Annotated in this window: 38 protein-coding genes; 26 read left to right on the forward strand and 12 right to left on the reverse strand. The window is 63.1% G+C overall.

Going from position 1 to position 23,551, the window contains the following annotated elements; all coding sequences use genetic code 11:
- Positions 1–174 precede the first annotated feature (174 nt).
- Entirely contained in the window at positions 175–1,485 is a 1,311-nt protein-coding gene (locus CK944_RS14190) for a tyrosine-type recombinase/integrase (protein ID WP_239986077.1), read from the forward strand.
- Between the two features lie 5 nt (positions 1,486–1,490).
- Entirely contained in the window at positions 1,491–1,748 is a 258-nt protein-coding gene (locus CK944_RS14195; protein WP_103173727.1) for a hypothetical protein, read from the forward strand.
- On the opposite strand, the gene CK944_RS14200 is transcribed toward CK944_RS14195, so the two are convergent.
- The 4 genes from CK944_RS14200 to CK944_RS14215 all read right to left on the reverse strand — a co-directional run bounded on the left by CK944_RS14200 (position 1,733) and on the right by CK944_RS14215 (position 3,722).
- Entirely contained in the window at positions 1,733–2,248 is a 516-nt protein-coding gene (locus tag CK944_RS14200; RefSeq protein WP_103173728.1) for a hypothetical protein, read from the reverse strand. The genes CK944_RS14195 and CK944_RS14200 overlap by 16 nt on opposite strands.
- Positions 2,249–2,311: 63 nt before the next feature.
- A complete protein-coding gene (locus CK944_RS14205; RefSeq protein ID WP_103173729.1) occupies positions 2,312–2,797 on the reverse strand; it encodes a hypothetical protein in 486 nt (161 codons plus the stop codon).
- Between the two features lie 35 nt (positions 2,798–2,832).
- Positions 2,833–3,087, reverse strand: coding sequence for a hypothetical protein (locus tag CK944_RS14210; RefSeq protein WP_103173730.1), 255 nt, complete (start codon positions 3,085–3,087; stop codon positions 2,833–2,835).
- Positions 3,084–3,722 (reverse strand): hypothetical protein, encoded by a 639-nt coding sequence (locus tag CK944_RS14215; protein ID WP_103173731.1) that lies wholly within the window; start codon positions 3,720–3,722, stop codon positions 3,084–3,086. Before CK944_RS14215 ends, CK944_RS14210 begins: the two co-directional genes overlap by 4 nt.
- A 226-nt stretch (positions 3,723–3,948) precedes the next feature.
- Between CK944_RS14215 and CK944_RS14220 the strand changes: the two genes are divergently transcribed.
- Positions 3,949–4,158: a hypothetical protein gene (locus CK944_RS14220; protein WP_103173732.1), complete on the forward strand. Its 210-nt coding sequence runs from the start codon at positions 3,949–3,951 to the stop codon at positions 4,156–4,158.
- A gap of 5 nt (positions 4,159–4,163) precedes the next feature.
- On the opposite strand, the gene CK944_RS14225 is transcribed toward CK944_RS14220, so the two are convergent.
- From CK944_RS14225 to CK944_RS14255, 8 genes are all read right to left on the reverse strand, one after another.
- Entirely contained in the window at positions 4,164–4,388 is a 225-nt protein-coding gene (locus CK944_RS14225; RefSeq protein WP_103173733.1) for a hypothetical protein, read from the reverse strand.
- The gene (locus tag CK944_RS14230; protein WP_158248005.1) at positions 4,385–4,843 is read right to left on the reverse strand and encodes an HNH endonuclease; all 459 of its coding nucleotides are present in this window, start codon (positions 4,841–4,843) and stop codon (positions 4,385–4,387) included. Before CK944_RS14230 ends, CK944_RS14225 begins: the two co-directional genes overlap by 4 nt.
- Positions 4,844–4,962: 119 nt before the next feature.
- Positions 4,963–5,346: a DUF2312 domain-containing protein gene (locus tag CK944_RS14235; RefSeq protein WP_239986078.1), complete on the reverse strand. Its 384-nt coding sequence runs from the start codon at positions 5,344–5,346 to the stop codon at positions 4,963–4,965.
- Positions 5,347–5,372: 26 nt separating this feature from the next.
- A complete protein-coding gene (locus CK944_RS14240) occupies positions 5,373–6,497 on the reverse strand; it encodes a DNA polymerase III subunit beta (protein ID WP_103173735.1) in 1,125 nt (374 codons plus the stop codon).
- A gap of 1 nt (position 6,498) precedes the next feature.
- Complete coding sequence (locus CK944_RS14245; protein WP_103173736.1) at positions 6,499–6,972, reverse strand: hypothetical protein; 474 nt, start codon at positions 6,970–6,972, stop codon at positions 6,499–6,501.
- Positions 6,972–7,130, reverse strand: a complete 159-nt coding sequence (locus CK944_RS23235) for a hypothetical protein (protein WP_158248006.1) — start codon at positions 7,128–7,130, stop codon at positions 6,972–6,974. Before CK944_RS23235 ends, CK944_RS14245 begins: the two co-directional genes overlap by 1 nt.
- Complete coding sequence (locus tag CK944_RS14250) at positions 7,130–7,342, reverse strand: hypothetical protein (protein WP_146038659.1); 213 nt, start codon at positions 7,340–7,342, stop codon at positions 7,130–7,132. Before CK944_RS14250 ends, CK944_RS23235 begins: the two co-directional genes overlap by 1 nt.
- A gap of 578 nt (positions 7,343–7,920) precedes the next feature.
- Positions 7,921–8,181 (reverse strand): helix-turn-helix transcriptional regulator, encoded by a 261-nt coding sequence (locus CK944_RS14255; RefSeq protein ID WP_103173738.1) that lies wholly within the window; start codon positions 8,179–8,181, stop codon positions 7,921–7,923.
- Positions 8,182–8,287: 106 nt separating this feature from the next.
- Between CK944_RS14255 and CK944_RS22915 the strand changes: the two genes are divergently transcribed.
- The 23 genes from CK944_RS22915 to CK944_RS24325 all read left to right on the forward strand — a co-directional run bounded on the left by CK944_RS22915 (position 8,288) and on the right by CK944_RS24325 (position 23,546).
- Positions 8,288–8,509 carry a carph-isopro domain-containing protein gene (locus CK944_RS22915; protein WP_146038660.1) on the forward strand — a complete coding sequence of 74 codons (222 nt, stop codon included), beginning with the start codon at positions 8,288–8,290 and terminating at the stop codon, positions 8,507–8,509.
- Complete coding sequence (locus tag CK944_RS14265) at positions 8,506–9,102, forward strand: GIY-YIG nuclease family protein (RefSeq protein WP_103173740.1); 597 nt, start codon at positions 8,506–8,508, stop codon at positions 9,100–9,102. Before CK944_RS22915 ends, CK944_RS14265 begins: the two co-directional genes overlap by 4 nt.
- Positions 9,103–9,169: 67 nt before the next feature.
- Entirely contained in the window at positions 9,170–9,535 is a 366-nt protein-coding gene (locus tag CK944_RS14270; protein WP_103173741.1) for a hypothetical protein, read from the forward strand.
- Positions 9,532–11,577, forward strand: a complete 2,046-nt coding sequence (locus CK944_RS14275) for a DNA cytosine methyltransferase (RefSeq protein ID WP_103173742.1) — start codon at positions 9,532–9,534, stop codon at positions 11,575–11,577. Before CK944_RS14270 ends, CK944_RS14275 begins: the two co-directional genes overlap by 4 nt.
- Positions 11,577–12,110, forward strand: a complete 534-nt coding sequence (locus CK944_RS14280) for an SAM-dependent methyltransferase (RefSeq protein ID WP_103173743.1) — start codon at positions 11,577–11,579, stop codon at positions 12,108–12,110. Before CK944_RS14275 ends, CK944_RS14280 begins: the two co-directional genes overlap by 1 nt.
- On the forward strand, positions 12,107–12,307 hold the full coding sequence (locus CK944_RS14285) for a hypothetical protein (RefSeq protein WP_103173744.1): 201 nt from the start codon (positions 12,107–12,109) through the stop codon (positions 12,305–12,307). The genes CK944_RS14280 and CK944_RS14285 overlap by 4 nt, the downstream gene beginning before the upstream one ends.
- Positions 12,307–12,534: a hypothetical protein gene (locus tag CK944_RS14290; RefSeq protein WP_103173745.1), complete on the forward strand. Its 228-nt coding sequence runs from the start codon at positions 12,307–12,309 to the stop codon at positions 12,532–12,534. The genes CK944_RS14285 and CK944_RS14290 overlap by 1 nt, the downstream gene beginning before the upstream one ends.
- Positions 12,531–13,244: a hypothetical protein gene (locus CK944_RS14295; RefSeq protein WP_146038661.1), complete on the forward strand. Its 714-nt coding sequence runs from the start codon at positions 12,531–12,533 to the stop codon at positions 13,242–13,244. The genes CK944_RS14290 and CK944_RS14295 overlap by 4 nt, the downstream gene beginning before the upstream one ends.
- Entirely contained in the window at positions 13,241–13,543 is a 303-nt protein-coding gene (locus tag CK944_RS14300) for a hypothetical protein (protein WP_103173747.1), read from the forward strand. Before CK944_RS14295 ends, CK944_RS14300 begins: the two co-directional genes overlap by 4 nt.
- Complete coding sequence (locus tag CK944_RS14305) at positions 13,540–14,022, forward strand: DUF1064 domain-containing protein (protein ID WP_239986079.1); 483 nt, start codon at positions 13,540–13,542, stop codon at positions 14,020–14,022. Before CK944_RS14300 ends, CK944_RS14305 begins: the two co-directional genes overlap by 4 nt.
- Complete coding sequence (locus tag CK944_RS14310) at positions 14,022–14,930, forward strand: hypothetical protein (RefSeq protein WP_103173748.1); 909 nt, start codon at positions 14,022–14,024, stop codon at positions 14,928–14,930. Before CK944_RS14305 ends, CK944_RS14310 begins: the two co-directional genes overlap by 1 nt.
- A gap of 214 nt (positions 14,931–15,144) precedes the next feature.
- The gene (locus tag CK944_RS14315; RefSeq protein WP_146038662.1) at positions 15,145–15,570 is read left to right on the forward strand and encodes a hypothetical protein; all 426 of its coding nucleotides are present in this window, start codon (positions 15,145–15,147) and stop codon (positions 15,568–15,570) included.
- Positions 15,567–15,869, forward strand: coding sequence for a helix-turn-helix domain-containing protein (locus tag CK944_RS14320; RefSeq protein ID WP_103173750.1), 303 nt, complete (start codon positions 15,567–15,569; stop codon positions 15,867–15,869). The genes CK944_RS14315 and CK944_RS14320 overlap by 4 nt, the downstream gene beginning before the upstream one ends.
- Complete coding sequence (locus CK944_RS14325; protein WP_103173751.1) at positions 15,866–16,126, forward strand: hypothetical protein; 261 nt, start codon at positions 15,866–15,868, stop codon at positions 16,124–16,126. Before CK944_RS14320 ends, CK944_RS14325 begins: the two co-directional genes overlap by 4 nt.
- Entirely contained in the window at positions 16,123–16,380 is a 258-nt protein-coding gene (locus CK944_RS14330; RefSeq protein WP_103173752.1) for a hypothetical protein, read from the forward strand. The genes CK944_RS14325 and CK944_RS14330 overlap by 4 nt, the downstream gene beginning before the upstream one ends.
- Positions 16,381–16,467: 87 nt before the next feature.
- Positions 16,468–17,061, forward strand: coding sequence for a terminase small subunit (locus CK944_RS14335; protein WP_103173753.1), 594 nt, complete (start codon positions 16,468–16,470; stop codon positions 17,059–17,061).
- A gap of 4 nt (positions 17,062–17,065) precedes the next feature.
- On the forward strand, positions 17,066–18,403 hold the full coding sequence (locus tag CK944_RS14340) for a hypothetical protein (protein ID WP_103173754.1): 1,338 nt from the start codon (positions 17,066–17,068) through the stop codon (positions 18,401–18,403).
- Between the two features lie 70 nt (positions 18,404–18,473).
- Positions 18,474–20,075 carry a terminase gene (locus CK944_RS14345; protein WP_103173755.1) on the forward strand — a complete coding sequence of 534 codons (1,602 nt, stop codon included), beginning with the start codon at positions 18,474–18,476 and terminating at the stop codon, positions 20,073–20,075.
- Positions 20,072–20,344 carry a hypothetical protein gene (locus CK944_RS14350; RefSeq protein WP_103173756.1) on the forward strand — a complete coding sequence of 91 codons (273 nt, stop codon included), beginning with the start codon at positions 20,072–20,074 and terminating at the stop codon, positions 20,342–20,344. Before CK944_RS14345 ends, CK944_RS14350 begins: the two co-directional genes overlap by 4 nt.
- Positions 20,341–20,505 carry a hypothetical protein gene (locus CK944_RS23240; RefSeq protein ID WP_158248007.1) on the forward strand — a complete coding sequence of 55 codons (165 nt, stop codon included), beginning with the start codon at positions 20,341–20,343 and terminating at the stop codon, positions 20,503–20,505. Before CK944_RS14350 ends, CK944_RS23240 begins: the two co-directional genes overlap by 4 nt.
- A complete protein-coding gene (locus CK944_RS14355) occupies positions 20,502–21,008 on the forward strand; it encodes a hypothetical protein (RefSeq protein ID WP_103173757.1) in 507 nt (168 codons plus the stop codon). The genes CK944_RS23240 and CK944_RS14355 overlap by 4 nt, the downstream gene beginning before the upstream one ends.
- Positions 20,995–23,271, forward strand: a complete 2,277-nt coding sequence (locus CK944_RS14360; RefSeq protein WP_103173758.1) for a hypothetical protein — start codon at positions 20,995–20,997, stop codon at positions 23,269–23,271. The genes CK944_RS14355 and CK944_RS14360 overlap by 14 nt, the downstream gene beginning before the upstream one ends.
- 2 nt (positions 23,272–23,273) lie before the next feature.
- Positions 23,274–23,546 carry a DUF6527 family protein gene (locus CK944_RS24325; RefSeq protein ID WP_103173759.1) on the forward strand — a complete coding sequence of 91 codons (273 nt, stop codon included), beginning with the start codon at positions 23,274–23,276 and terminating at the stop codon, positions 23,544–23,546.
- The last annotated feature ends 5 nt before the right edge of the window (positions 23,547–23,551 follow it).

A 23,551-nucleotide genomic window follows, 5' to 3' on the forward strand; every position in this document is an offset into this window, starting at 1 on the left:
TGGCGGACAGTGAGGGATTCAAACCATAACCCCTGCCATGTCCAAAATTACCAGCAATTACTGATAGTTTTTTCATTTTGACCTCTAGGTTGCCGCTCGATTAGTCGATTTTTGGCTTTTCTAGGTTCACAATCAGTGACACAACAGGGGCACTTGTGCAAGAGGGAAATTGCCGTGAATATCCCCGTCATGAAAAAGATCGTGCCGTTCCTGCGCCCAGGACACGACCAGTATTATATCAGGAAACGGGTTCCCGCGCGCTATGCACCGGTCGAGCCTCGCCAGATCGTGCAGGTCTGCCTGTTCACGGACAGCCAAGACGTGGCCCGCCGGAAGGCGCCCGAGGTCTGGAACCAGATGATTGAGGCCTGGGAAGCCAAGCTGGACGGCAAGGACACCGAAGGCGATGCCCGGCTGGCCGCCGCCCGCAACCTCGCCCAGCGGCGCGGCTATCGCTACCTCGATGCCGCCGACGTCGCCAATCTGCCCCTGCAGGACCTTCTGGAGCGCATCGCCTCCATCAAGGACAGCCGGGGCCGGATCGACATGGCCGAAGCCGATGCCGCCCTGGGCCTGCCATCGGCGTCCGCGATCAAGGTCAGCGAAGCCGTCGATCACTTCTACAAGATCGCGGAAGAACGGGTGATCGGCAAGAACGACGACCAGCTGCGCAAGCACCGCAACCCGCGGGTCAAGGCCACGGAGGCTTTCATTGAAGCCGTTGGCGACAAGAACCTGGCCGACGTCACGGCCGAAGACATGTTCGAGTTTCGCCGCGTCCTGACCGGCCGCGTCAAGCGGGGCGAGATTAAGGCGTCATCGGCCAACAAGGACATCACCCATCTGCTGGCCCTCTGGGGACCGGTTGCCGCATCCAAGGGCTTTAAGCTGCAATTCGAGAGCAAGGGGCTGCGGTTGAAGGAAGGGGCCGATGATGACGAAAGCCGCCTGCCCTTCTCGGAGTCCTGGATCCGCGACAAGCTGTTGGCGCCAGGCGCCCTGGCCGGGCTCAACAAGGACGCCCGCCTGATCCTGCGCGGCATGGTCAACACAGGGGCCCGGCCGTCCGAGATCGCGGGCCTCATGCCCGAAGACATCAAGACCGATGCCGAGATCCCGCACATCGTCATCCGGCCCAACGAGAACCGCACGATCAAGAACGCGCAGTCCCGCCGGGAAATCCCGCTGGTCGGCGTCAGCCTGGAAGCGTTCAAGGAGGCCAAGGGCGGCTTCCCCCGCTATGCCAAGAACAGCGCCAGCCTGTCGGCCACGGTCAACAAGTTCCTCAAGGAAAACGGGCTGCGCGAGACGCCGGAACACAGCCTCTACGGGCTGCGCCATTCGCTTGAGGATCGGCTTCTGCGCGCCGGCGTCGATGAACGGATCCGCATGGACATTCTGGGCCACCAGATCAAGCGGGAACGCTATGGCGAAGGCGGCGGGTTGGCGTTCGTGCGCGATCAGTTGTTGAAGGTGGCGCTTTAGGCGGCATGTCTCGCTGGACCCGCAAGCTGACCTTCCCTGATGACCGCGATGCGCAGGACGACTGGGTGGTGCTGCGTGAAGGCCTCGTGGTCGGGCGCGTGATCTGGGATCGCAGCCAGGGCGCCGGACGCCCGCGCTGGAGGTGGTCTGTCATCACCATGCCATCGCGCAGCGGATGGACCGACACGATGGAGGCGGCGCTTGCACAGGTCAAAGCGTCCGCCTCGGATCGCTGGGGGCATGAGCCTTACGGCTGGCCCTGATCGGCTCCTGGCCTCTTTTGCAACGCCTCCATCAATCGATTGAAGATGAGTTCATAGGCATTATGGATGTCCGGCCAAGAATCATCGATCTTGTGGCATGCGATACGGTGCTTGTCGTCGATGACAACCTCGACGGTATTGCCGCGTCGTTTGCACTTAGCATCGAAGACGAAGAAGTGCTTCGGATAGGATCCCTCGGCTCTCTCTAACGCGAGACCAAAGCGGAAGCTGAATGTCCCATCATTAAGATGTTCGATAGCGTCAAGATGGTGATCCACCCGCTTCCATTTATCCCCGTACTGTTCGCGCTCGTAGAAGGCGACATAGTTTCGTGAATACGTTGTGTCTCCATCTCGTTCGCTAAAAGACTTTGGCGCATCAAGATAGTCCCTTAGGCCGAAAACTAGTTTATGGGCGAATGCCTCGTTATCCCGCATAAACTCGCGCTCAGCGTCTTGCTTGGCCGAAAAAGCCTTCCGGAGCTCATCGTATTTACTCATCACATCCTCTATTTGAGTGATACAAGGACACACTGACAGACTCGATGGGGTCCGGAAAGACCCCTAAAATCCTTCCGAAGAATGGCATGCATTCAACTTGTTGCGCGCAACCTCTTCCTCGGCCTTCGCATCAACCAGCGCGGCAAGTTCGGCCTTCGCCCAGGCGGCAATCTCGGGATCGCTGGTGTATTCGAAACGCCAGGGCATCGGGGAAAGCTGATGCGCGACCTGCCAAGCGTCGATCGCCTCGCGGACGCGCTTCTGCAGATCGTTCTGGACCTCAAGAGTGAAATCCAGAAGCGGGTCGCCGTCCTCGTTGCATTGGTCCCATAGGCTTTCCTCGGCGGCCTCGAAGAACGTGTCCCGGTCGAACTGCAACGAAACCTGGATTGGCTTCTTTTCGGCCTCGCAGATCATGCGGTGTTCGTTGGCCTCGGCTTCCGCTTCGGCTTCTTCGCGCGTGGCATAGGGCCCGCCCGACCAGACTTCCTCGTCGTTGGACGAATACCAGGCACGGCTTCCGGCTGTCAGTTCCTCAATGGTTTTCATGTCTTCCTCTCCTTGGTCGGATGACCGTTTGCGGTTCAGGTGTCGTAATCGAGGACAAAGAAGCGATCGGCGTCGATGGGAACGGCAATCGTTCCGTGGAAATCATCGCCGCACATGCCTGGGCCGCGCTGATCGACCCATTCAGTTTCCACGCCTGCGAAATCGCTTTTCTGTTCTTTGAACTTGGACAGGTCGAAGCCTGCGCGGGCGACGATGCGCGGCTTGCTGGTGAAGCCGTTGCCGTTCATTTCCTCGCAGACGGCGGCGATGATGTTGGCCGGATCGGTCATGCCGCCTCCATCTGATCGATGTTGCGCTGATGGGCAGAAAAGGTGACGGCGACCACCCAAGGGTTTGCGTTCCAGCCGAAGCCGCGTGCCTCATTGAGGCTGTCCCACAGCCACATGAAACCCCTGGCAGCGGTGGGGCAGCTAACCCCAAGTTCAGGCAGGCCGAAGTGACGCATCCCGTCGGCGTCCCTCGGTTCCCATTCATAGATGCCCTCGGCCACGGCATCCGCTTCACTGATGTCCTGCAATCTCTGCACGCGCACATCGGTGACGATCAGGGTCAGGCGGCTGGCCCAGCGGGGCATGTGGATCGAGGGCTTCGGGCGAGTGAAGTCGCCGCTCGAAGGATTGCCGTCAGCCCAATACCACGGCGGGAGAATGCCGTCGCGATCAACGTCCAGACATTCATAGCTGAACGTCTCGCGCACCCACAGGCGGTCACCGGGGGCGAAGGACGGCTCCTGGACCTGATGGCGTGCGCAATGGATCGTGTTGCCCTCGCGCTCACCTTCGTCCTGGAGGTCGCCAAGGGTCAGGCCCCTCACTGGCTTCAACACCCGCCGCGTCTGCGTCTTGCGGCCGTCGAGGATGGCGCGGACCATTGGGCCGCTGAACAGAATGGGGCGGTCGGCCATCACAGCCTCCCCCAGAGGCCCATGCTGGACCAGAGGAAGTAGATCGCGCCGGACCAGAAGGCCACGACAAGGGCGATCAGGAACAGCAGCACGAAGGCTGCAACAGGGTCACGGGTCATGATGGGTATCCTTCGACACGGCTGCCGGAAGTGGCAGAGCCGATTGCGCCATTGAGAGGATTGTCGTTAAGCTGACCTTCACCGACCTTAATCCATGGAGAGGGCAGTTGGATAACGACAAGCTTGTCAAACAAGTAGAGAAGCTGACGGCAACGGTTGAGCAGCTGCTCAAGACGTCGAACGACTATGCGGGGCGTATCGCCGGCCTCGAGCAAGCCATGAAGCTTACCGATGCTTACATCGGTGACTTCAAGAGACAGATCGCCCAACTTGAAAAGCAACTGCAGCAGTCCGGGACTGGCCGCACGTTGCGCTAGGCAATTCACGCCCCTGCCTCCTTCCGCAGGCGGGCCAGGGCGCGCGCCTTGGCCACCGGGTCATCCTCGCCCCGCAGCGCGACGGTCGATTGTGCGGCCGCCAGTTCCCGGTCGATCCGCTCGAAGATCGGCAGAGCGCGGATGTCCCGCGCGACAACCTCGGCCATCGTGACAAGGGCGCGTTGCAGCTGCTCGATCAGCGACGGGCTGGCGATGTGTGCGGCGGTCATGGAGTAATCCTCGGCGGGGATTTGTAGGATCTGCCCGACTTGATGAGGCAGATGACTTTCTGGGTGACGCCATAGTCGGCCGCGATCTCGCGCTGCCTCCGATTGTCGGCGCGGATCTGTGCGGCCTGCTCATTGGTCAGCTTGGCCTGACCGGCACGTTCCCCTTCTCGGTGGGTTCCATGGATCAGGCGATCGGCGGCATTCTCGGCCGGCGTTGCCCAGCGCAGATGGCGGCCGTTGATGCAGGCCCGGTTCCCGCACGAGTGCGCAGCTTCATGGTCAGGCGACGGAGGTTTACCGTTCTCAATGCGGCAGGCCTCGCGGTGAGCGCCGGTCTGCTCGTAGTTGATGCAGACGTTCCCATACCCATTCGGGCCAAGGGAAAAGGGCCATATGACGCACTCGTCGTGGCCTGGCTGGCAGTTGTCGATCAGCCAAGCGAGTTTCTTTCCCATGCCGACGGGAACATGTGAAGACACGTCACCTGTCCGTCGGCGGCGTTGGTAGTGCGTGCCGCAAAGACCTCTGCTCTTGGCCGGCTCTCTGCAGCCTATAACTTCACACGTCCGCATCGTCAGGCCATCCCAAGCGCGGACTTGTAAAGCTCCAAGATCGCCTCCTCCTCCGCCACGTCATCCCGATCCCGCTTACGCATGGCGATGACCTTTTTCATCACCTTGACCGAGTAGCCGCGGGCCTTGGCTTCCGCGAAGATCTCCTTCTCGCGCTCGGCTGCATCCTTCTTCTCGGCAGCCATCTGTTCGGCCCGTTCGATGAAACTGCGAAGTTCTTCGGCTGCGACGGAATAGGCTTGGTCGCTCACGGCGGTATCCTCCGGGGTGTTCTTGACGGGGGGCGCCTTCCGGCGTTTGCGGTCGGCGTCGCCCATTCGCTTGGCTGCGGCGAAGAACTCGTCTTCCTTCATGGTGACAGACTTGCCGCCGGCGCTGATCGTCATGGTGGTATCCTTGGGCATGGCTGACCTCACACGCGCATGGGCATGATCACGCCCAGCCAATTCGGATCTTGGGACAGGACGGTTGCCGCATCACCTGGACTGGTCACTTCCAGCCGGATGGTCCCGAACGCATGGGTGAAGGTCCGCAGGTAGTTGGCGTTGAAGCCCACGGTGAAGGCGCCCTTGGCCTCGATCGGCAGAACGAAATCCAAGCCTTGGCTGCGGTCACGGACGGCCAGCGTAGCGTTCGGCAGATCCAGTGCAGCGGGATAGCTGCGCTCGAATATCTGCGGGACGCGCCGCAACGTGGCGGGCGAGAGGACCAAATAGCCAGCATCCGGGCTGCGCTTCGGAATGACACGAGTATAGTCCGGGAACGTGCCGTCGATGGTCTTGAAGGTGATCGACCAGCCCTGCCCTGCGATGTGAAGGCGCGTCGTGTCGGCCCAGCTTGTAACCTCAACCTCTGCGTCGCCCGCTTTGCCCATCAGTTGAGCCAGAACAGCAGCAGCCGTGCGAGGGACGATCTGGCCATCAACCGGCCAGGCAATGTCGGTCTGATAAAGCGACAGCCGGTGCCCGTCCGTCGAAACCCCAGCCAGCATCCCCTCACGGGCATGGAAATAGATGCCGTTCAGGTAGTAGCGGGTTTCCTCGGTCGATATGCAAGGCGCGCAGTTGGTCAGGATCTTGACCAGCGCCGAAGCCTTGACCTGCATGGCAGTGGCGGCCGTCTTTGCCTCGGCCATCGCCGGGAAGTCTTCGACCGGCTGCAGTTGCCGCAGATGGGCAGTGGCAGGGCCAATCTTGAAGGTCAGCACATCGCCATCCCTTCCGATCTCCACTGTCTCGCCCGCCTCGGCACCAGCCAGAAGCCGCTTCAACAGGTCAGCCTGGATGACGAAGGCCTGTGCCTTCTTCCCGCATTCGGCAGGGCAGTCGATGGTCAGCAGGCTGTCCAGGTCAGTCCCTGTGATCTCCAGCTTGTCCTTGCCCGGCTTTACCAGCAGGCAACCCAGCACCGGAATGGTGTTGCGCCGATGAACGACGGTGGACGCTTGGGCGACGGCGCGGCGCAGATCGCCCGCATTGGCCCGGATCGTGGCAGGTTCGACAGCCACCGGGGCGGCAATCTCGGTCATGGCGTTCATGTCAGAATCCTTTGGTGGATGGGAGAGACGCCCAGGCCTTGCGGGCGAACAGGATGGCGATGGCAGCCAGCAGCAGTGATCCGCTGTCTGCGAGGATCCCGACTGGCGTGGGCTGCTCGACGGGCGGCACGACCACGACGACCGTTCCGGGCGGCGTCTTGCCGTCGCAGCAGTCGATGATCGGCGGGAACAAGGGGAAGCCGCCCGGCGTGATGCTGGTGAAGGTCAGCCCCGGAACGGGACCGGCCAGCGATGCGGCGGTGATCTGCGGCACGACTGGCGCAGGTTCGCCGGGCAGCACCGTGCCCCAGGCATAGCCGACCAGTTCAGCCGGAACCTTGCCGTCCAGCGGGGAGTCGTCGCCAACGATCCACAGCAGCTTGTCCCCATACTGATCGCGCTGAACGACCTGGACGGCCGGGCGAAAGCCCATGTGAGGGAAGAAGCGGATGACGGGGGGGAGGATGGTTGCCATCACGCACCCGCCTTAACTACGGCTTGGTCAACCAACCCGTCAGTCTGCCAGGCGATGACGCGCAGGGACTCGGCGCGGGGGTCGTTGGACTTGCGGGCGGCCTTCTCGGCGGCATAGGCCGCTTCGTTCAGGGCGCGCAGAGCGTCGGAGAGGGACATCACTGACCCTCCTGCGCCATCGCGACGCACTCACCGGCAGACAGCCCGGCGCAGGCGTTCAGTTCGCCTGCCGCGTCCAGCATACGCTGCACGGACGGCGCAGAAAGCCACCAGACGATGACAACCACCAAGACGCAGACTGGGATGAAAGCGACCATGAACCACAGGAAGTCCGTGCGGTCCTCAGTCGGAGTATTGGGAAACTGGCGCATGATTGCCTCCATTGGCGTATGCCATGGAGGTCAGACTAGCTGCGCAATCCGCGTAGTGTCAACTGTAAAACTGCGCAGTATGCGTAGCCACTGATTTGGCGGATGATTCGATAGTCACGCATGACAAAGCCCCGCCGAAGCGGGGCTTTTCATTGATTCGAGGTGATTGGGTTATTGACGAAGGACCGCTATCGCGCCGCCTATAACACCGCCAGCGACGGCCGGGATCGACAACCAGCGCATCGGAAAATCGATCGCTTGGATAAGAGCCCTAATATCCCCAACAGCTAAGGCTCAAAAAGCTAGAAGAACTGCACCCGCAGCACCCAGTCCTGCATAGGCCAGAAACTTCTCCAGATCTCCCATGATGCCACCTTTTCATGATGAGTAATTGAACAAACCAACAGATGCAGGGGATTGCGCGAAGCGCTTTGTTCTGCAAATGTTCTTATGCGCGATTTTTAGAGGAACGGACTGATGGAAGTGGAAGTGGACGAAACGCTCATTCTCCTCAAGAAAGCGCGCGATGAGTCGGGGATGCCGTTGGATTTCTGGGCCGATCTTACAGAAGATCTGCCTCATAGCTTGGTGGCGATCTTGTGCGGCAGATCGTCTATCTTCCCGAAATACATGAACTCCAGGGTCAGGCCGTGAGCCTTCCGGATTTTCTTGGCCGCTATAAGGCTTAAGGGGCGTTCCGCGTTCTCGAATGGACCGTAAGTTTGTTCACCCATCCCAGCGCGCTTTGCGAATTCACGCTTTGTAAGACCTAGCGCCTGGCGCGCTGCTTGCAGACGAGCAGCGACTGCCTCAACCGCATCTTCCTGATCTTCAAGCATGATTGGCCTCTCCGGTATCGAGGCCGATCATAGCTACGCATTTTGCGAATGATATGGGGGTAGATGCGTATTGACTGGTGCTGCGCAAACTGCGTAGTATCGGCGTATGAAACACCTTCGCCACATCAAACATGTTTGGCCGACGCCGGTGGACCTCGCCCGTGATCTCGGCCTGCCCTACACGACCGTCCACTCCTGGGACGCGCGCGGCAGGATCCCTGCCGATCATGATCTCAAGATCATCGCCGCCGCCAAGGCGCGCGGCGAGGTCATCACGCTGGAACAACTCGCTCATGCGCGGCAAGCCCGTCCGGCGGGTGTAGCATGAGCAAGGAATACAAGTCCGCCCCAGTTGCTGTTTACCGGCACATCAATGCGAACGGCGAGACGATTTACATAGGCTGCACCTGCAACCCTATGCCGCGGCTGTTCGTCCACAAGGCGAAGTCTCCGTGGATCAACCAGGTCGTGAATATCACGCTTCAATGGTTCGATGATCGGGAGGAGGCCCTGCGAGAAGAAGCAAGGCTCATCGCCCTTGAGCGCCCTGCAAACAACAAGATCCGCAGCGACCGACCCTATCGGATCAGCCGATCCAACGGACCCATAATCCTCGCGGCTTGGCTTTCTGAGAGAGGTGTGTCGGAGGGCGACCTGGCACGCGCCATGGGGGTTCCCAAGGCCAGAATTGTCGCGCTGCTGAATCCGAAGGCTAGGCCACGGCATACCACAGAAGAATACCTTTGCGCGGCAACTGGTGGGTTTGTCCCCCCAGAGGTTTGGAACTGTCGCCCCGCGCTCCCTGCTGATTGGCGTGCCTCCCCCGAGCAGGCTGCTGTTGCCCTGACCAATAGCCAGAAAACCATCACGGGCTGGGGAGAGCAGTATCCCCAACCGATCGTCGCTCTCGACCGGTCCTGATCGACCATCATCGCCCGCCGCAGCCCCTTCTGCGGCGCTCCTGTCCCCCTGCTTGAAAGGTTTCCCCATGTTACAAACCCTTGAACCACTGGCCTTTTCGCATCCTTCCCTTCCCCTCGATGATACTCCGGAGGCGCGTCGCAAATCTTCGCGGGCGTTGGTATCTGGAGTTCTCGCGGACGTTGAGTTCGAGGACTTCCTCAAGGCGGTGATCTGGCATTTCTCGCCTGCGCTGACCCAGAACGCGAAGTGCATGGAGGCCGGTCACTTCGTCGGAGTCGACGTCGCCACCGTCCATCGCTGGATCAAGGGCATCACCACGCCCAAGGCGCGCGACTTCTGGCCCCTGGCCTTCGCGGTGATCCTCCAGAACATGACCGTCCAAGCGCAGCAGCAGTTGATGGCCACCGTGGCCGGGATGGCGCGGCGATGACATTTCAGCCCCATCTGCCCCTCATCATCGACAGCTTCGCGGGTGGTGGCGGTGCATCCACCGGCATCGAATTGGCCCTTGGCCGGTCGCCCGACGTGGCGATCAACCACAGCGCCAATGCCCTCGCCCTGCACGCGGCGAACCACCCCGAGACGCTGCACCTGGACAGCAATATCTGGGACGTGGACCCGCTGACCGTCACCGGCGGTCGCCATGTCGGCCTGCTTTGGGCCAGCCCGGACTGCAAGCACTTCTCGAAAGCCAAGGGCGGTGCCCCGCGCGACCGCAACATCCGCGACCTGGCATGGGTCGTGGTGCGCTGGGCCGAGTTCGCCAAGCCCGACGTGATCCTGATGGAGAACGTTGAGGAATTCGTGACGTGGGGGCCGGTCGATAATGATGGCCAGCCGATCAAGGAATTCTCGGGCCAGACCTTCGACCTGTGGGTCAAGCGCCTGCGCAAGGCGGGCTACAAGGTCCAGTGGCGAGAACTGCGCGCCTGCGACTATGGCGCGCCCACGATCCGCAAGCGGTGGTTCCTGGTCGCGCGTCGCGATGGTCGTCCCATCGTCTGGCCGAAGCCGACCCACGCCAATCCGACCTCTGCCGAAGTCCGCAAAGGCAAGCTGCTGCCGTGGCGCACCGCCGCCGAGTGCATCGACTGGTCCCTGCCTTGCCCGTCGATCTTCGACACCGGCGCAGAGATCATGGCCAAGCACGGCCTGCGTGCCGTTCGTCCGCTGGCAGGCAATACGCTGGCCCGCGTGGCGCGCGGCTTGAAGCGGTATGTCCTTGAGGCCGACCGGCCCTTCCTCGTGAACCTGACGCATGGCGGGCGGGTCGAGGACGTAGCCGAGCCGTTCAAGACGATCACCGGGGCACACCGGGGCGAGAAGGCAGCGGTCATTCCGTCGCTCATGAGCCTCAAGGGCACCGCGCGCCGTGACAGCGCCATCAATGCCCCGCATCCAACCGTTCTGGCCGGTGGCGGGCACAGCGCCCTAGTCGCCGCCAGCATCCAGCGTTTCAACAGCGGCGCAACCGGGCAGGACATGCGCGACCCGCTGGCGACGGTCACGGCGAACAGCTGGATCAAGAAGCCGGGCGGGGCCGCGCCCCTGGGCGTCCTCGCGCCCTATTTGGCGGTCAACACCACCGGCCATTCTGGCAGCCATGCTGCCGATCCGCTGGCAACGATTGCGACGGGTGGTCACCATGCGGTTGTCGCCCCGATCCTGACTCATGCTCAGCAGGGCGGGCGCAACAGAGATGCGCGCGATCCGCACCACACGATCACCGCAAGCCGCAAGGATCAGAACAGCCTGATCGCGGCGACGATGGTGCAGACCGGCTATGGCGAACGCGAGGGCCAGCAGCCCCGCGCCCTGGACGTGACCGCGCCCTTGGGCACCGTCGTCGCTGGCGGCGCCAAGCACGCGCCCATCGCCGCCTTCCTCGCGCAGCACAACGGCGGGCCGCGCATGGGCGCGCATGCTGGCCATGATCCGCGCGAACCGATCAGCACCATCGCGGGCAGCGGCAGCCATCAGATGCCGGTCGCGGCATGGTTCGCCAAATACTACGGCACCGGCGACGGCGCGCGGACGGATGAACCGATGCACACCGTCACGGTCAAGGATCGGATGGGCCACATGCAGGCCGAACTGGCCGCGCCGCCCTTCTCGCCCGAGCATGAGGCCCGCGCCCGTCAGGTTGCCGACTTCCTCCGCGCTTATGATGCCTGGGATGGTGGCGAGTTCGTCACCCTGACGATGAACGGCGCCACCTACATCGTCGTGGACATCGGGATGCGGATGCTGACCCCGCGCGAGTTGTTCAACGCGCAGGGCTTCCCGGCTGACTATGTGATCGAAGGGGTATGGGAAGGGCTGGACACCGACACGCCCCACTTCCGCGCCTTTCCGAAGGACGTGCAGGTCAGTTGCTGCGGCAATTCGGTCTCCCCGCCTCTTGCCGAGGCACTGGCAGCCGCGAACTGCCAGCACCTCGCCATAGAGGAACGCGAGGAGGCGCAGGCCTGATGGGCAAGAGGTCGAACTTCCTCAGGATCGAGCGGGACTTCTACCCGACCCCCGCCGAAGCGGTTGCACCGCTTCTGCCGCACCTGGACGCTGGTTCGACCTTCATTGAGCCCTGTGCTGGCGACGGTGCCCTGATCCGCCACCTGGAGGCGGCAGGGCATCGCTGCATCCGCGCGATCGACATCGCACCGCAGGCCGAAGGGATCGAGGCAGGCGATGCGCTGACCGTCAATTTTGGCCCATGCCGCGGCGACATCTGCGTCACGAATCCACCTTGGCGGCGCGATCTGCTCCACGCCCTGATCCCGCACTTCGCGGCCCAGCGCGAAACCTGGCTGCTGTTCGACGCGGACTGGCTGCATACCCGCCAATCCGCCCCCTTCCTGCCTTACCTGCGCAAGGTCGTCAGTGTCGGCAGGGTCAAGTGGATCCCCGGCAGTAAGCACACCGGCAAAGAGAACGCGGCTTGGTTCTGCTTCGACAGGCCCGGCCGTCACCCCCGCATCGAGTTCATCGGAAGGACACCGCAATGAGGTTCACCGTCAACGTCGTCGTGCCTTCGGGCGCGGTCCAGCACGTCATCTATGCCGAGGATGCCGAGGCGGCCGATGCGAAGGCCCGCCGCGCCCATCCCAAGGCGCAGGCGGTCTTTGTCGAGGCAGAATGGGGCAACCGTGAAGGCATCGCCGCTGCCGGCCGCATGTTGGCCAAGCGCCGGGGGGCCGCGTGATGCTGGTCTGGAAACAATCCTACCCGCCCGCCGGCAGGATCGAGGCCTATTCCGGCGAAATGATGGTCGGCACCATCCAGCCTGCCGTGAAGCCGGTCCGGTGGTCCATGGATGCCCCCGGCACCAAGGTCAGCGACAAGGCCCACACCGTCGAGGCCGCCAAGAAGGCGCTGAATGCCGCCTTCGCGTCGTGGTGCGCACGGGCCGGGCTGGAGCGCGCGGCATGAAGACACCCCGCCCCTTCTTTAGCTATTACGGTGCAAAGTGGACCGGCGCCCGGCACTACGGCGCGCCGCGCCGCGATCTGGTCATTGAGCCGTTTGCCGGGTCCGCCAGCTATTCGACGCGCTGGGGATGCCGGAACGTGCGGCTCTATGACGTGTCGCCGGACATCTGCGATCTGTGGTCGTGGCTGATCGGATGCAGCGCCGACGATATTGCCCGCATTCCGGATGCGTTCGAGGACTTCACAGAGGTTCAGGCGCTAGATCGCGGGCCGCAGTTGTTGGTTCGGTTCTGGGTTTCGAAGGGGCGCGCTGAACCATCGACCACCTTGTCACCCTGGTATTTTCAGTGGCGCAGCTCGAGTGATTGCCGCGTCTGGGGGTCGGCAGTTAAGAGGCGGATCATTGAGCAAAAGCCCCTGCTAGACGGCTGGTCGATTGACCAGAAGGCTTGGTGGCAACTCGAGCTCGAGGAAGCCCATTGGCACATCGACCCGCCCTATAACAACCACGCCGGATCCCGCTATCCGCATTCTAACATCGACTTCGAGGCTTTGGCCCGCTGGTGCCGTTCGCTGCCCGGTGCCGTTGATGTTTGCGAGAACGTCGGCGCCGACTGGCTTCCGTTCACCCCCCTCTACGAGGTCGTGACAGCTCGAGGTCGGCGCAGCGGCGCCGTGTCGCGGGAAGCCGTCTGGAGGATGGCGGCATGACCGAGGGCATGGGCGTTCGAGTGGAGTCCGGCGAGGCGGTGATCCGCCTGCCCGAGGATGCGCGGAACAAGCTGGTCGAGGAACTGGCGCCCTGCCCTTGTGTCGCGCCCAAGTCGATTGCCACCACCGAAACCCGCCAGGCCTTCCTGGACGCCCTGCCGCACCAGCCCGTGCGCTGGCCTGTGAGCAACATCCACGGCCTGCGCGTCGCTCTGGGCGACTGCGCCTGCCGCGGCCCCCAACCATCAGACACCATCCGGCACCGCCTGTCCGTGGCGCTGGGCAAGCTGCGAGTATGACGATGACCACCCGCATGACGGCCGCGCAACTGGTCAATCACCTCAACGGCAAGGCCAAGGCCGACAAGCGCCGCGTGCGCGGCACCGAACCCACTGAGGTCGATGGGATCAAGTTTCACAGCAAGGGCGAAGCCCGGCGCTGGATGGAACTGCGTGCGCTGGCCAGCACCGGCCAGATCACCGAACTGCGCCGCCAGGTGCCTTTCACGCTGCAGGGGCGCGACGGGCCGATCCTGACGCCCACGGGCCGCCCCATGCAATACAAGGCCGACTTCACCTATCGCAACCGCGCCGGGGTCGAGGTTGTGGAGGACTTCAAGGGATTCGCAACCGAACTGTTCGCCCTGAAACGCGCCATCCTGGCCGCGCAGGGCATCATCATCCGCATCGTCGGCCGCGCCAGCGAAGGCGACGGGACGTGGACCGAGAACGACTATCGCCACCTGCGCGACAGGATCGTCGGAAAGGAGGCCGAATAATGGGCCGGATCAGAACCATCAAGCCTGAGTTTTTCAAGCATGAGGCCCTGTTTGACGCGGAGTGCGAGACGGGCCTTCCACTGCGCCTTGCGTTCGCAGGGATCTGGACGATCTGCGACAAGGCAGGCCGGTTTGAATGGCGCCCCCGTGCCATCAAGACCGACGTTCTGCCTTATGACGAGGTGGACTTTTCACGCGTGCTCGACGCGTTGGCCACGCGTGGCTTTCTCGTCAGGTATCGCGTCGGAGAAAAGGAATACGGGCACGTTCCCGGTTTTGAGCGGCATCAGGTCATCAATAACCGTGAATCCGAAAGCCGCCTGCCCGCTCCGGATGCCGACCCTGAAAACACAGGAGAAATGACGCTTGCCCCACGCGTGACTGACGCGTCGTCCACGCGTCACGGACCTGCACAAGCGGAAGGGGAAGGGGAAGGGGAAAGGGAAGGAGAAGAATATGGTGCTGACGCACCATTGTCGGACGAGGCGTCCGACGATCCACCCGCACCCCCAAAGCCCGCTCATACTCTCGATCAACTGCAAGAGGCCGTGGAAGCCTTCAATCAGGCGGCAATTCGGCAGGATTGGCCGACAGCCCAAAGGCTGAATGATCAGAGGCGGGCAGCACTGCGCGCGCGCCTCAAGGAGGCGGGAGGCTTAGACGGCTGGGGCACAGCAATCGCCAAAGCCGAGGCCTCTGACTTCATCTGCGGCCGCACCGACAAGCAATGGACCGGTTTCAGCTTCGACTGGCTGATCGGGTCCAAGAATTTCACGAAAATCATGGAGGGTAACTATGACAACCGATCTTCAACTGCCCGTAGCCGCCCGTCTGGCGGCACTCACCCCGGCAGAAGTGAACGCCCAGGTGGCCTTGTCGGCGCGGCAATGCGGAGTCGATCTGCTTGAGAAGCAGGAGCATAAGTTCTCATACCTGCGCCCTGACGGCACCACCGCCCCGGCCCGAACGATCACCTATTGGACGGCAGATGCAGGAACTGTCGAGGCTGTGGAGGCCGCGCGCCGCAGGCTGCTGCACGCCCTGACGCCGCCGACGCAGGATCAGGCTGTCGGCTGGCTTGCCGAATTGTCCGTCATCACCGCCCGGCGGATGGACGATGACATGACCGAGGATCTCCGGGCTGCCGCCTACTCCCGGCGCCTGGCAGACTACCCCGCCGACATCGCGCGCCATGCCCTGCTGGTGCATCGGTGGAAGTTCTTTCCGACCTGGGCGGAATTGGCCGAGGTCTGCGACGAGCTGATGGAACCGCGCAGGAAGATCCAGAAGGCTCTCGATTGGGCCGGGAAGCAGGCCCGTGAACGGGAATTGAAAGCCCGCGCCCTTCCCGATCAGGACTCTGTCACCCTGACGCCCGAAGAAGCCGCAGCCCGCAAGGCTGAAACGGACCAGATGCTGGCCAGCCTGCTTGGTTCGCTCAAGGCAAAGTCGGCACAGGAAGATGCTGATGCCGCCGCCCGCGCGCAGGCCGCAGCCGATAGCTACCAGAAGTTCCGTCAACCTCCAGCGCAGGAGGCCGCAGAATGACCATGCAAACCTCAATCTTCCTGACGGATGCCGATCGTGCCGCCATCCAGTTGATCAAACAGCGCAGCAAGGTCCGCGCCATTGCCAAGCAGGTCTGCGATGAAACGGGCATGGATTACGCCCTCGTCATGGGGCGCTGCCGAGAAGCCCACATCTGCCAGGTCCGCCACCTGATCTGGGCTATTGCCCAGCAGAACGGCGCGTCGCTGGCGCAGATCGGGCGGGTGTTCAACCGCGACCACACCACGATCTTGAGCGGCATCCAGAGCGAGAAGCGCCGCCGGGGGGAACAAGCATGACCATCAAGCAAACCATCCTCGTCCCGGTCGGCACCGGTACTGGCATCAACGAGATCGACAAGCTGCCCGTCAGCGTCCCAGCTATGCCCTGGGCCACCAATGGAGCGCCTGTCATCCCGGATCATCGCCCGGAGACGGCACCAACCCGCGACGTGCGGTCCTTCGCCACCAAGGCCCCGCCAATGACCAAGGCCGACATCTTCATCGCCGCGCTGCGCGAGGAACTGGCCGCGTTCAGGGAGGCACGGGACGCATGAGCCGCCCCCGCCTCAGTGCCCGCGTCCGCACCAATGCCGACTATCAGGCCATGTCGCGCTTCATCGACGGGCTGGGACTCGCCCACGAGATCGTCAAGCCCAACGCCAAGGGCCACCCGGCCCTGGCCATCACCCTGCCCTGCGGCACCCTCCTGATCCACCACATCGCCTGCACGCCGCGGGGCCGCTGCAACGTCGATGCCCGCGTCGCCGGGCTGAAACGGGCCTTAGTCAAGGCAGGAATTGCGCTCTAATCAAAACCGTTGCCGGTCGGCAAGGTTTGGCTCATAATGTGAACCTAATTGTGCTGCACAAAAGCAGTTAAGGGACAGTAAGCAACAATGGCACGGGCGCTCACGGCGAAGCAGCAGGCGTTTTGCGAGGCGTATGTCAGCGTCCTCGACGCCACTAAAGCTGCCACCATGGCAGGCTATGGCAAGGGCGCCCATGTTCGCGGCCACGACATGCTGAAGGACGAACGCATCCAGGCCGAGATCGCAAGGCTGCGCGAGATCCGCGACGAGGAATTCGGCATGAAGGCCGCCGACGTGCTGCGCGAACTGGTCGGCGTCGCCATGACCGACATTGGCGACCTGCTGACCTGGGGCCCGAAGCCTGCCCTGGACGAACACGGCAACCCGATCCTGATGCCTGACGGATCAGCCGTCACCGTCCCCGAGATCGTGCCTGTCCATTCATCGCAACTGACCCCGCTGCAGCGCCGGGCCATCAAGTCCGTGTCCATGTCGAAGGACGGGGTTTTCAAGTTCGAACTGCACGACCGCATGAAGTCCATGGAAATGCTGGGTCGGCACTTCGGCATCTTCGAGAAAGACAACGAGCAGGCGGGCAAGGCGGCCGCCGGCACGATCGCGGCACTCGTCGCCCACTGCCAGGGCAAGCCGCTCACTCCTGCCACCGCCGATGAGGGCTGATCGCATGTCCTACGACCGCGACAGCCACAACGACATCCCAGAGAGGGGAAACACCGTGCTTGATCTCAACAAGGAAGCCGCGCCCGAGGCTGGCGCCACCGACGCGCCCGTGCTGTTCAGCATCACCCTGCCTTACGTCACCATCATGGGCGGCCAGAACAACGGGCAGAGGAAGACCCCGCGTGCCGAGATCACCCGATCGGGTGTGGCCTTGCGTGACGTGGACTCGCACAGCCAGGACGCACTTCAACTGCTGAACCAGGCTATTGCGATCCTGCCCGACATCTTGGACCGCGCCGAGCGCGATGCCCGCGACCAAGAGAACCGCATCGAGGCCGCCCGCGAGACGCTGATCAACGCGGTCCTCTATGGCGACGACGACGAGGTTGACCATGCCGGCGACGCGATTGCCTGGCTGGGCAAGTGGCTGGATGAACGCGTCGAGGATGAGGACGGCGAACCCTGCACCTGTCAGCCCCCGCATGAGGCTTGCAGCCCTTGCCCGCCCAATGCCGAGCCCGCCACTACGCAGCAGACCATGCGTCCTCGAACAAGACTGGCACCCAAGACCATTAGCTTGGGCGATGCAGTTGAGATCGTCACCAACGTCCTGCAGAACATGCCTGCCCACTACAGCACCTACCGTTTCAGGTGCGCCCTGCGGCACGCTATCGACCTGACGAAGCCGCAAAGGCCAGAGGACGAATTTGTCGCCCCCGACGCCGAACGCCAGCGCGAACTGGCCGAGGGCATCGCGCATGAGCGCAAGCGGGCTGGTGCGGTTGCCGGCGATCCTCCGGGATCCTGCCAGTCGGGCGGGATCACCTGGGACGGTGCGTCCGCGCTGCCGGTTGGCTTCGGTCTGGCGCAGGTTCCGACGCTGCCCCTGCATATCATCGAGAAGATCCAGCAGGACGATTCTGCCATCGTCCAGATCAACCGCCTGCACAGCGGCGGCGTCGAGTTCAAGCTGGTGGACGACACCGTTGCCACCATTACCGGCGAACTGACAGCAGAGGACTGGCGGGCGGTCAGCGAGGCCGCCGGTAAGCCCGGGCCGATCCAGGTCGTGAAGGGCAACCCGGCAGACAGTCTGCTGCTCCAGGCCAAGTTCTTCGCCAAGCGCGATGGCGTGGCGCTGATCGAACATGACGCAGGCCGCGACAGCTATAGCGTCCATGACGCCAACCTGTTCGAGCCAATCAAGTTCTGGGGCATCAGCTACGAGAAAGGTGATGGTCCGGCGATCAGCACCATGAAGACGCGCCTGTTCGCCAAACTGAAAGGCAGCGCATCAGGATCGTTCGTCGATCGCACCGGTCAACCGTGGATGTGCCCCTGATGGCCCACGCGCTGCGCCATATCCACGACCAGGCCCCCACGCGGGGCCTTTTCGCATGGCGCGGCAATGAATGATCCGCGACTGGACACAGCCCCTCAAGGAGCCCCTGCCCGCGCCGCAGACGCCCGAGGAATGGGAAACCTGCCTGGCCGACCCGATGTGGCGGATCTGCAGCGGCGTCCTCTACAAGATCATGGTCAAAGGGGACGACCAGGACGACAGCGAGATCGGGCAACTCGAACCGTTCTTGCCCAACGTGAACCAGCTGCGGTTCCTGCACGATTTTCATTACCGCAACACTATCCTCAAGGCCCGGCAGTTGGGCTTCACGACCTTTGCTGCCGTCTGGGGATCGGATCGCGCGCTTTGGACGCCCAACCAGCGATGCGGGATCATTGCCCACGAGCGCGAGGCTGCATCGACCATCCTTCGGGACAAGGTTCTGTTGCTCTACGACAACCTGCCCGAACCGCTGCGCGCCGCCATGCCGACGAAGAAGCGCAGCGAAACGGAGGTTCTGTTCGCCCACAACAACAGCGCGATCCGCGTCAGCACGTCAATGCGCGGCTTCACGCCCCACTTCCTGCATATCTCGGAACTGGGGAAGATCGCGGCCAAGTATCCCGCCAAGGCGCGAGAGGTTCAGACCGGATCGCTGCCCGCCGTCCCTGCAACCGGCATTGTGACGATCGAGTCGACGGCAGAGGGGGCGGAAGGGATGTTCTTTGACATGACCAGCCGCGCCGAAGCGCAGGCCATCGCCAAGGCGCCCCTGAACCGCGGGGATTACAAGTTTCACTTCTTCCCCTGGTTCTTGGACCCGGGCTATCGCGCCGACCCGCGCAACGTGCCCATCAGCCCCAAGCAGCACGAGTATTTCGACAAGATCGAGGAACAGATGGATACCTCGATCGATCTGGGGCAGCGCGCCTGGTATGTAAACAAGCTGGAAGCCGACTTCCTGGGCGATCAGCAGATGATGTTCCAGGAAATGCCGTCCACCCCGGAAGAAGCGTGGTCGCGCTCCACCGAAGGCACCTTCCTGACCCACCAGTTGAACGCAGCCCGGGCCGCCGGCCGCATCGGCAAGGTGCCCCACGTCGCATCCCTGCCGGTCCATACCTTCTGGGACATCGGCGGCGCAGACGGCACCGGCATCTGGCTGGGCCAGCAGGTCGGCCTGGCCATGCACTTCATCCGCTACATCGAGGATTGGGGCAAAGGCTACGGCCACTACGTCACGGAACTGGAAAAGACCGGCTATGTCTGGGGCGAACACTACCTGCCCCACGACGCCAATGCCGAGCGTCCCGGCATTGACATGAAGATGTATTCGCCCCTGTCGATGCTGTCCGAGTTGCGGCCCCGCTGGTCCTGGCGGATCGTCCCGCGCGTCCATGACTTCACCGCCGGCATCACCGTCCTGAAAGAGCGGTTCCCCGAGGCGTGGTTTGACGAGGAAGGCTGCAAGGAAGGCCTGACCCACCTCGCCCTCTACCGCAAGAAGTTCAACACCGCGACCAAGACCTTCCAGGATGAGCCGCAGAAATACGACGGCCATTCCGAGGCCCCCGATGCGCTGCGCCAGTGGGCGCAAGGCTTCCACCCATCCCATAAGACAGGCGCCGCCCCGAAGAAGCCGCAGCGCCGCAGATCAGGACTCACCGCATGAGCGAGAAAGACATCGCGCCCGTCTGGACGGCAGCAGAACCATATTTCGTCCTGAACATAACGGACGGATGGGTTGGTCTCGACTTCCGATCCATCCCTGGCGCTGACGATCAGCAGATCATCCGGTTCGGATGCTCGATCAGTCCCGGAATGGCACAAGACCATATTCGCGGAGCCCTGCGTGAAAGGTTCGCATCGGACGCCCCTGCGGCCTATCGGCTGCGCCAGATGATGCGCCATGTCGGCCTGCTTGACGGATCGCCAGCATGAGCGCCCCCGCCACATCCCGCGACTGCGGCCCCTGCCCCCTGCTGGGCGATCTGCTGTCCCCCGGCCTGCCGCTGCCTGACCTGCGCCAGCGTGCCGCCGACGAGATCATCTATCTGCGGCGCCAGATCGCCGCCCTGCACCACGAAAGGGACGCAGCGTGACCGCCCCCACCTCGCTCAACCTCGACGCCCGCCCGGTCATTGACCTGGAACATCGCCATTTCGAGACGACCGTTGGCAACATCCTGGTCATCGGCACCTGGTTCATGGACCCGGAGACGAAGCGCAGCCAGCCTTGCCTGGTGCTGGTCGATGCCACGAAGCCTTTGAAGCAGGGGCGCGTGATCCCCTGCATCATCACCCTCGATCAGGCCTGGATGTGGACGGTCGAGATTGGTGACGAAAAGCACGTTGGTCGGGTCATTCGTGGATGGCTGGCCGAAGGCGCCCTACCGGGCAATCCCCATTCCGGCCGCTCTGTCTGGGCCGTGTTCGACGCCGTGCAGTCCCGCCTGCGCGACATGATGATGATGCCGCCGATGCCTGCCGCCCCGGCCGCCAAGTATGGGACGCCCCCCGCCACGGTGGGTGATCTCGTGATTACGGATCAACGCACCGGGGCGGTGCTGCATGAGGTGGAGTTGACGAAGCATGTTCGATATTGATTTTTCAGGCGGCCGGATCCTGACCGTCAACGGCAGTCCCTACAACAACCGGCCCGGTGAGGTGCCTTATCTCGAAAGCGCGCACGCCCAGGTGGGCCGTGATCTCGCCAATCCGCCGAAGGAACGCGCGCACAAGCTGGATGATCCCAGGATCGACCATATCTGGAAGCGCCTGCTGGCCATCTACCGCTACGAGTTGGAGCGGCAGGCCGAGAACCGCTTTCAGATGCAGGTCGATGAGGACTATTTCGACCACATCCAATGGTCGCTTGAGGAAATCGCGGAACTGGAGAACCGGGGCCAGGCGCCCCTGGTGTTCAACCTGATCCAGACGTCGATCAACTGGATCCTGGGCACGCAGCGCCGCGCCCCGCAGGATTACAAGGTTCTGCCCCGCCGCAAGGACGGGCTGCAATCGGCCGAACGGAAGACCGAACTGCTGCGCTACCTGCGCGACGTCAACCACTCCAACCACCACGTCAGCCAGGCCTTTGCCGATACCGTCAAGGCTGGCCTGGGCTGGCTGGAAACCGGCCAGGGAGATCCGACCGAGGGACCGCGCGTCTATGACCGCCGCGAAAGCTGGCGCAACATGCTCTGGGACAGCCGGGCGCAGGAAATGGACCTGTCAGACGCCCGCTATGTCAGCCGCATGAAGTGGCTGGATCTCGACATCGCCGCCGCCATGTTCCCCGACCGCATCGGCATCCTGGAGAAGTCGAAGGAAGACCGCCTGCTGGCCGCCGGGCAGTCCGACTATGGCGACGACGCCAGCGACAGCCAGGAGCAGGACAACCACGGCAGTGTCGGATCGGAAGTCACCGCCGGCGGCGCCTATATCCGCGACCGGATCCGCTGCATCGAAATGTGGTTCAAGCGGCCGATGTCCGTGCCGGTGATGAACGGCGGCCAGTTCCGCGGCGAAATCTTCGATGAATGGTCGCGCGGCCATTGGGAAGAACTGAAATACGAGCGCGCCGGGCTGGTGATGAAGGACCGCCAGGTCATGCACGTTGCCGTCTTCACCGAGTTCGGCATGCTGGATTTCCGGCAGTCGCCCTATCGGCACAACCAGTTCCCGTTCACCCCGATCTGGGGCTATCGCCGCGCCCGCGACGGCATGCCCTATGGCGCGATCAGGGGGATGCGCGGCCCGCAGAAGGACCTGAACAAGCGGGCCTCCAAGGCCCTGCACCACCTGTCCACAGTGCGTGTGACCGTGCAGGAGGGCGCCGTGGACGACATCGAGGAACTGCGCGACGAGGCAGGCCGCCCGGATGCCGTGATCGTCCACAAGCAGAGCGCACCACCCCCGAAGATCGAGGCCAACACCGAAGTCGCCTCATCGCACATGCAGCTGATGGAAGTGGATGCCCGCATGATCCAGTCGGTCGGCGGCGTCACCGATGAGAACCTGGGCCGCAACACCAACGCATCCAGCGGCAAGGCCATCATCGCCAAGCAGGATCAGGGGTCGCTGGCGACATCCACGTTCTTCGACAACCTGCGCTATGCCGCTGCCCTGCACGGCGAAAAGACCATGATCAACGTCGAGCAGTTCTTTTCCGAGCAGGATCAGATCCGCATCACGGACAGCCGCGGCAATCCGCAGTGGGTGGACCTCAATGACCCTGACCAGCCCCAGCACGCCATCGACATGTGGAAGGCTGATTTCGTCATTGAGGAAGAAGACTGGAGGGCAACGACCCGCCAGGCGCAGGCCGCATCCCTGCTGGAACTGATGAACGGGCTTGCCGCCACCGCGCCGCAGATCGTCATCGCCACGCTGGATCTCGCCATCGAGGCCCTGGACGTGCCGAAGCGCGACGAGATCGTCAAGCGCATCCGCCAGATCACCGGCCAGCCCGATCCCGACGAGGATCCGAACAACCCGAGCCCCGAGACGATCGAGCGTCAGGCAGCCGCACAGGAACAGGCCGCCCTGCAGAAGCGCGCCGCCGAGGCGGAACTGTCGGAGAAGGAGGCCAAGGCCGCCAAAACCAAGGCTGAGGCCCACGCCGCCATCATGGGCCTGCGCGGCAAGTCGCTGGACGACCTGAAAAAGGCGATCGAAGCCGGCTTGCAGATCGCTGAAGCCCCGGCCGTGGGCGCCGCCGTCGATCAGTTGCTGGCAACGGCGCAAGAGGACGCCGATGCCGCTGCCGGGGGCGGCCAGCCCGACCCCATGACTGCCCCTGACGCCTTGCCTGCCCAACCCCCGATGGCTCCCGAACCGGGCGCTGCACCCCAAGGAGTGATGTAGCCATGCGTGCCATCAGGCAACCCGACATCACCGCTTTGCGCACCGAGAAGATTGCAGGCTCATTCGTGCATCATGGGTCTGGCATCGCCTTCATCTGCCCCTGCGGATGCGCGCGAGAGTCGTATCTGCCGAAAGACGAAGGCGACAGGATTGGCCCCGCGTGGACCTTCTCTGGCACCGAGGATGCCCCAACCGTTCGACCCAGCGTCTTCAACAGCGGAATGCCCTGCCAATGGCATGGCTGGCTGACCGATGGCGACTGGCAATCCTGCTGACCCAC

Origin of the sequence: Paracoccus sp. SY, assembly GCF_002901215.1 — a bacterium.
Classification (GTDB): Bacteria; Pseudomonadota; Alphaproteobacteria; order Rhodobacterales; family Rhodobacteraceae; genus Paracoccus; species Paracoccus acridae.

What these genes read in the sequence shown, in the direction of transcription:
- CK944_RS14195 (WP_103173727.1), top strand. Translation starts at nt 1,491, where the DNA reads ATGTCTCGCTGGACCCGCAAGCTGACCTTCCCTGATGACCGCGATGCG.
- CK944_RS14200 (WP_103173728.1), bottom strand. Translation starts at nt 2,248, where the DNA reads ATGAGTAAATACGATGAGCTCCGGAAGGCTTTTTCGGCCAAGCAAGAC.
- CK944_RS14205 (WP_103173729.1), bottom strand. Translation starts at nt 2,797, where the DNA reads ATGAAAACCATTGAGGAACTGACAGCCGGAAGCCGTGCCTGGTATTCG.
- CK944_RS14210 (WP_103173730.1), bottom strand. Translation starts at nt 3,087, where the DNA reads ATGACCGATCCGGCCAACATCATCGCCGCCGTCTGCGAGGAAATGAAC.
- CK944_RS14215 (WP_103173731.1), bottom strand. Translation starts at nt 3,722, where the DNA reads ATGGCCGACCGCCCCATTCTGTTCAGCGGCCCAATGGTCCGCGCCATC.
- CK944_RS14225 (WP_103173733.1), bottom strand. Translation starts at nt 4,388, where the DNA reads ATGACCGCCGCACACATCGCCAGCCCGTCGCTGATCGAGCAGCTGCAA.
- CK944_RS14230 (WP_158248005.1), bottom strand. Translation starts at nt 4,843, where the DNA reads ATGGGAAAGAAACTCGCTTGGCTGATCGACAACTGCCAGCCAGGCCAC.
- CK944_RS14235 (WP_239986078.1), bottom strand. Translation starts at nt 5,346, where the DNA reads ATGACGATCAGCGCCGGCGGCAAGTCTGTCACCATGAAGGAAGACGAG.
- CK944_RS14240 (WP_103173735.1), bottom strand. Translation starts at nt 6,497, where the DNA reads ATGAACGCCATGACCGAGATTGCCGCCCCGGTGGCTGTCGAACCTGCC.
- CK944_RS14245 (WP_103173736.1), bottom strand. Translation starts at nt 6,972, where the DNA reads ATGGCAACCATCCTCCCCCCCGTCATCCGCTTCTTCCCTCACATGGGC.
- CK944_RS23235 (WP_158248006.1), bottom strand. Translation starts at nt 7,130, where the DNA reads ATGTCCCTCTCCGACGCTCTGCGCGCCCTGAACGAAGCGGCCTATGCC.
- CK944_RS14250 (WP_146038659.1), bottom strand. Translation starts at nt 7,342, where the DNA reads ATGCGCCAGTTTCCCAATACTCCGACTGAGGACCGCACGGACTTCCTG.
- CK944_RS14255 (WP_103173738.1), bottom strand. Translation starts at nt 8,181, where the DNA reads ATGCTTGAAGATCAGGAAGATGCGGTTGAGGCAGTCGCTGCTCGTCTG.
- CK944_RS22915 (WP_146038660.1), top strand. Translation starts at nt 8,288, where the DNA reads ATGAAACACCTTCGCCACATCAAACATGTTTGGCCGACGCCGGTGGAC.
- CK944_RS14265 (WP_103173740.1), top strand. Translation starts at nt 8,506, where the DNA reads ATGAGCAAGGAATACAAGTCCGCCCCAGTTGCTGTTTACCGGCACATC.
- CK944_RS14270 (WP_103173741.1), top strand. Translation starts at nt 9,170, where the DNA reads ATGTTACAAACCCTTGAACCACTGGCCTTTTCGCATCCTTCCCTTCCC.
- CK944_RS14275 (WP_103173742.1), top strand. Translation starts at nt 9,532, where the DNA reads ATGACATTTCAGCCCCATCTGCCCCTCATCATCGACAGCTTCGCGGGT.
- CK944_RS14280 (WP_103173743.1), top strand. Translation starts at nt 11,577, where the DNA reads ATGGGCAAGAGGTCGAACTTCCTCAGGATCGAGCGGGACTTCTACCCG.
- CK944_RS14285 (WP_103173744.1), top strand. Translation starts at nt 12,107, where the DNA reads ATGAGGTTCACCGTCAACGTCGTCGTGCCTTCGGGCGCGGTCCAGCAC.
- CK944_RS14290 (WP_103173745.1), top strand. Translation starts at nt 12,307, where the DNA reads ATGCTGGTCTGGAAACAATCCTACCCGCCCGCCGGCAGGATCGAGGCC.
- CK944_RS14295 (WP_146038661.1), top strand. Translation starts at nt 12,531, where the DNA reads ATGAAGACACCCCGCCCCTTCTTTAGCTATTACGGTGCAAAGTGGACC.
- CK944_RS14300 (WP_103173747.1), top strand. Translation starts at nt 13,241, where the DNA reads ATGACCGAGGGCATGGGCGTTCGAGTGGAGTCCGGCGAGGCGGTGATC.
- CK944_RS14305 (WP_239986079.1), top strand. Translation starts at nt 13,540, where the DNA reads ATGACGATGACCACCCGCATGACGGCCGCGCAACTGGTCAATCACCTC.
- CK944_RS14310 (WP_103173748.1), top strand. Translation starts at nt 14,022, where the DNA reads ATGGGCCGGATCAGAACCATCAAGCCTGAGTTTTTCAAGCATGAGGCC.
- CK944_RS14315 (WP_146038662.1), top strand. Translation starts at nt 15,145, where the DNA reads ATGACCGAGGATCTCCGGGCTGCCGCCTACTCCCGGCGCCTGGCAGAC.
- CK944_RS14320 (WP_103173750.1), top strand. Translation starts at nt 15,567, where the DNA reads ATGACCATGCAAACCTCAATCTTCCTGACGGATGCCGATCGTGCCGCC.
- CK944_RS14325 (WP_103173751.1), top strand. Translation starts at nt 15,866, where the DNA reads ATGACCATCAAGCAAACCATCCTCGTCCCGGTCGGCACCGGTACTGGC.
- CK944_RS14330 (WP_103173752.1), top strand. Translation starts at nt 16,123, where the DNA reads ATGAGCCGCCCCCGCCTCAGTGCCCGCGTCCGCACCAATGCCGACTAT.
- CK944_RS14335 (WP_103173753.1), top strand. Translation starts at nt 16,468, where the DNA reads ATGGCACGGGCGCTCACGGCGAAGCAGCAGGCGTTTTGCGAGGCGTAT.
- CK944_RS14340 (WP_103173754.1), top strand. Translation starts at nt 17,066, where the DNA reads ATGTCCTACGACCGCGACAGCCACAACGACATCCCAGAGAGGGGAAAC.
- CK944_RS14345 (WP_103173755.1), top strand. Translation starts at nt 18,474, where the DNA reads ATGATCCGCGACTGGACACAGCCCCTCAAGGAGCCCCTGCCCGCGCCG.
- CK944_RS14350 (WP_103173756.1), top strand. Translation starts at nt 20,072, where the DNA reads ATGAGCGAGAAAGACATCGCGCCCGTCTGGACGGCAGCAGAACCATAT.
- CK944_RS23240 (WP_158248007.1), top strand. Translation starts at nt 20,341, where the DNA reads ATGAGCGCCCCCGCCACATCCCGCGACTGCGGCCCCTGCCCCCTGCTG.
- CK944_RS14360 (WP_103173758.1), top strand. Translation starts at nt 20,995, where the DNA reads ATGTTCGATATTGATTTTTCAGGCGGCCGGATCCTGACCGTCAACGGC.
- CK944_RS24325 (WP_103173759.1), top strand. Translation starts at nt 23,274, where the DNA reads ATGCGTGCCATCAGGCAACCCGACATCACCGCTTTGCGCACCGAGAAG.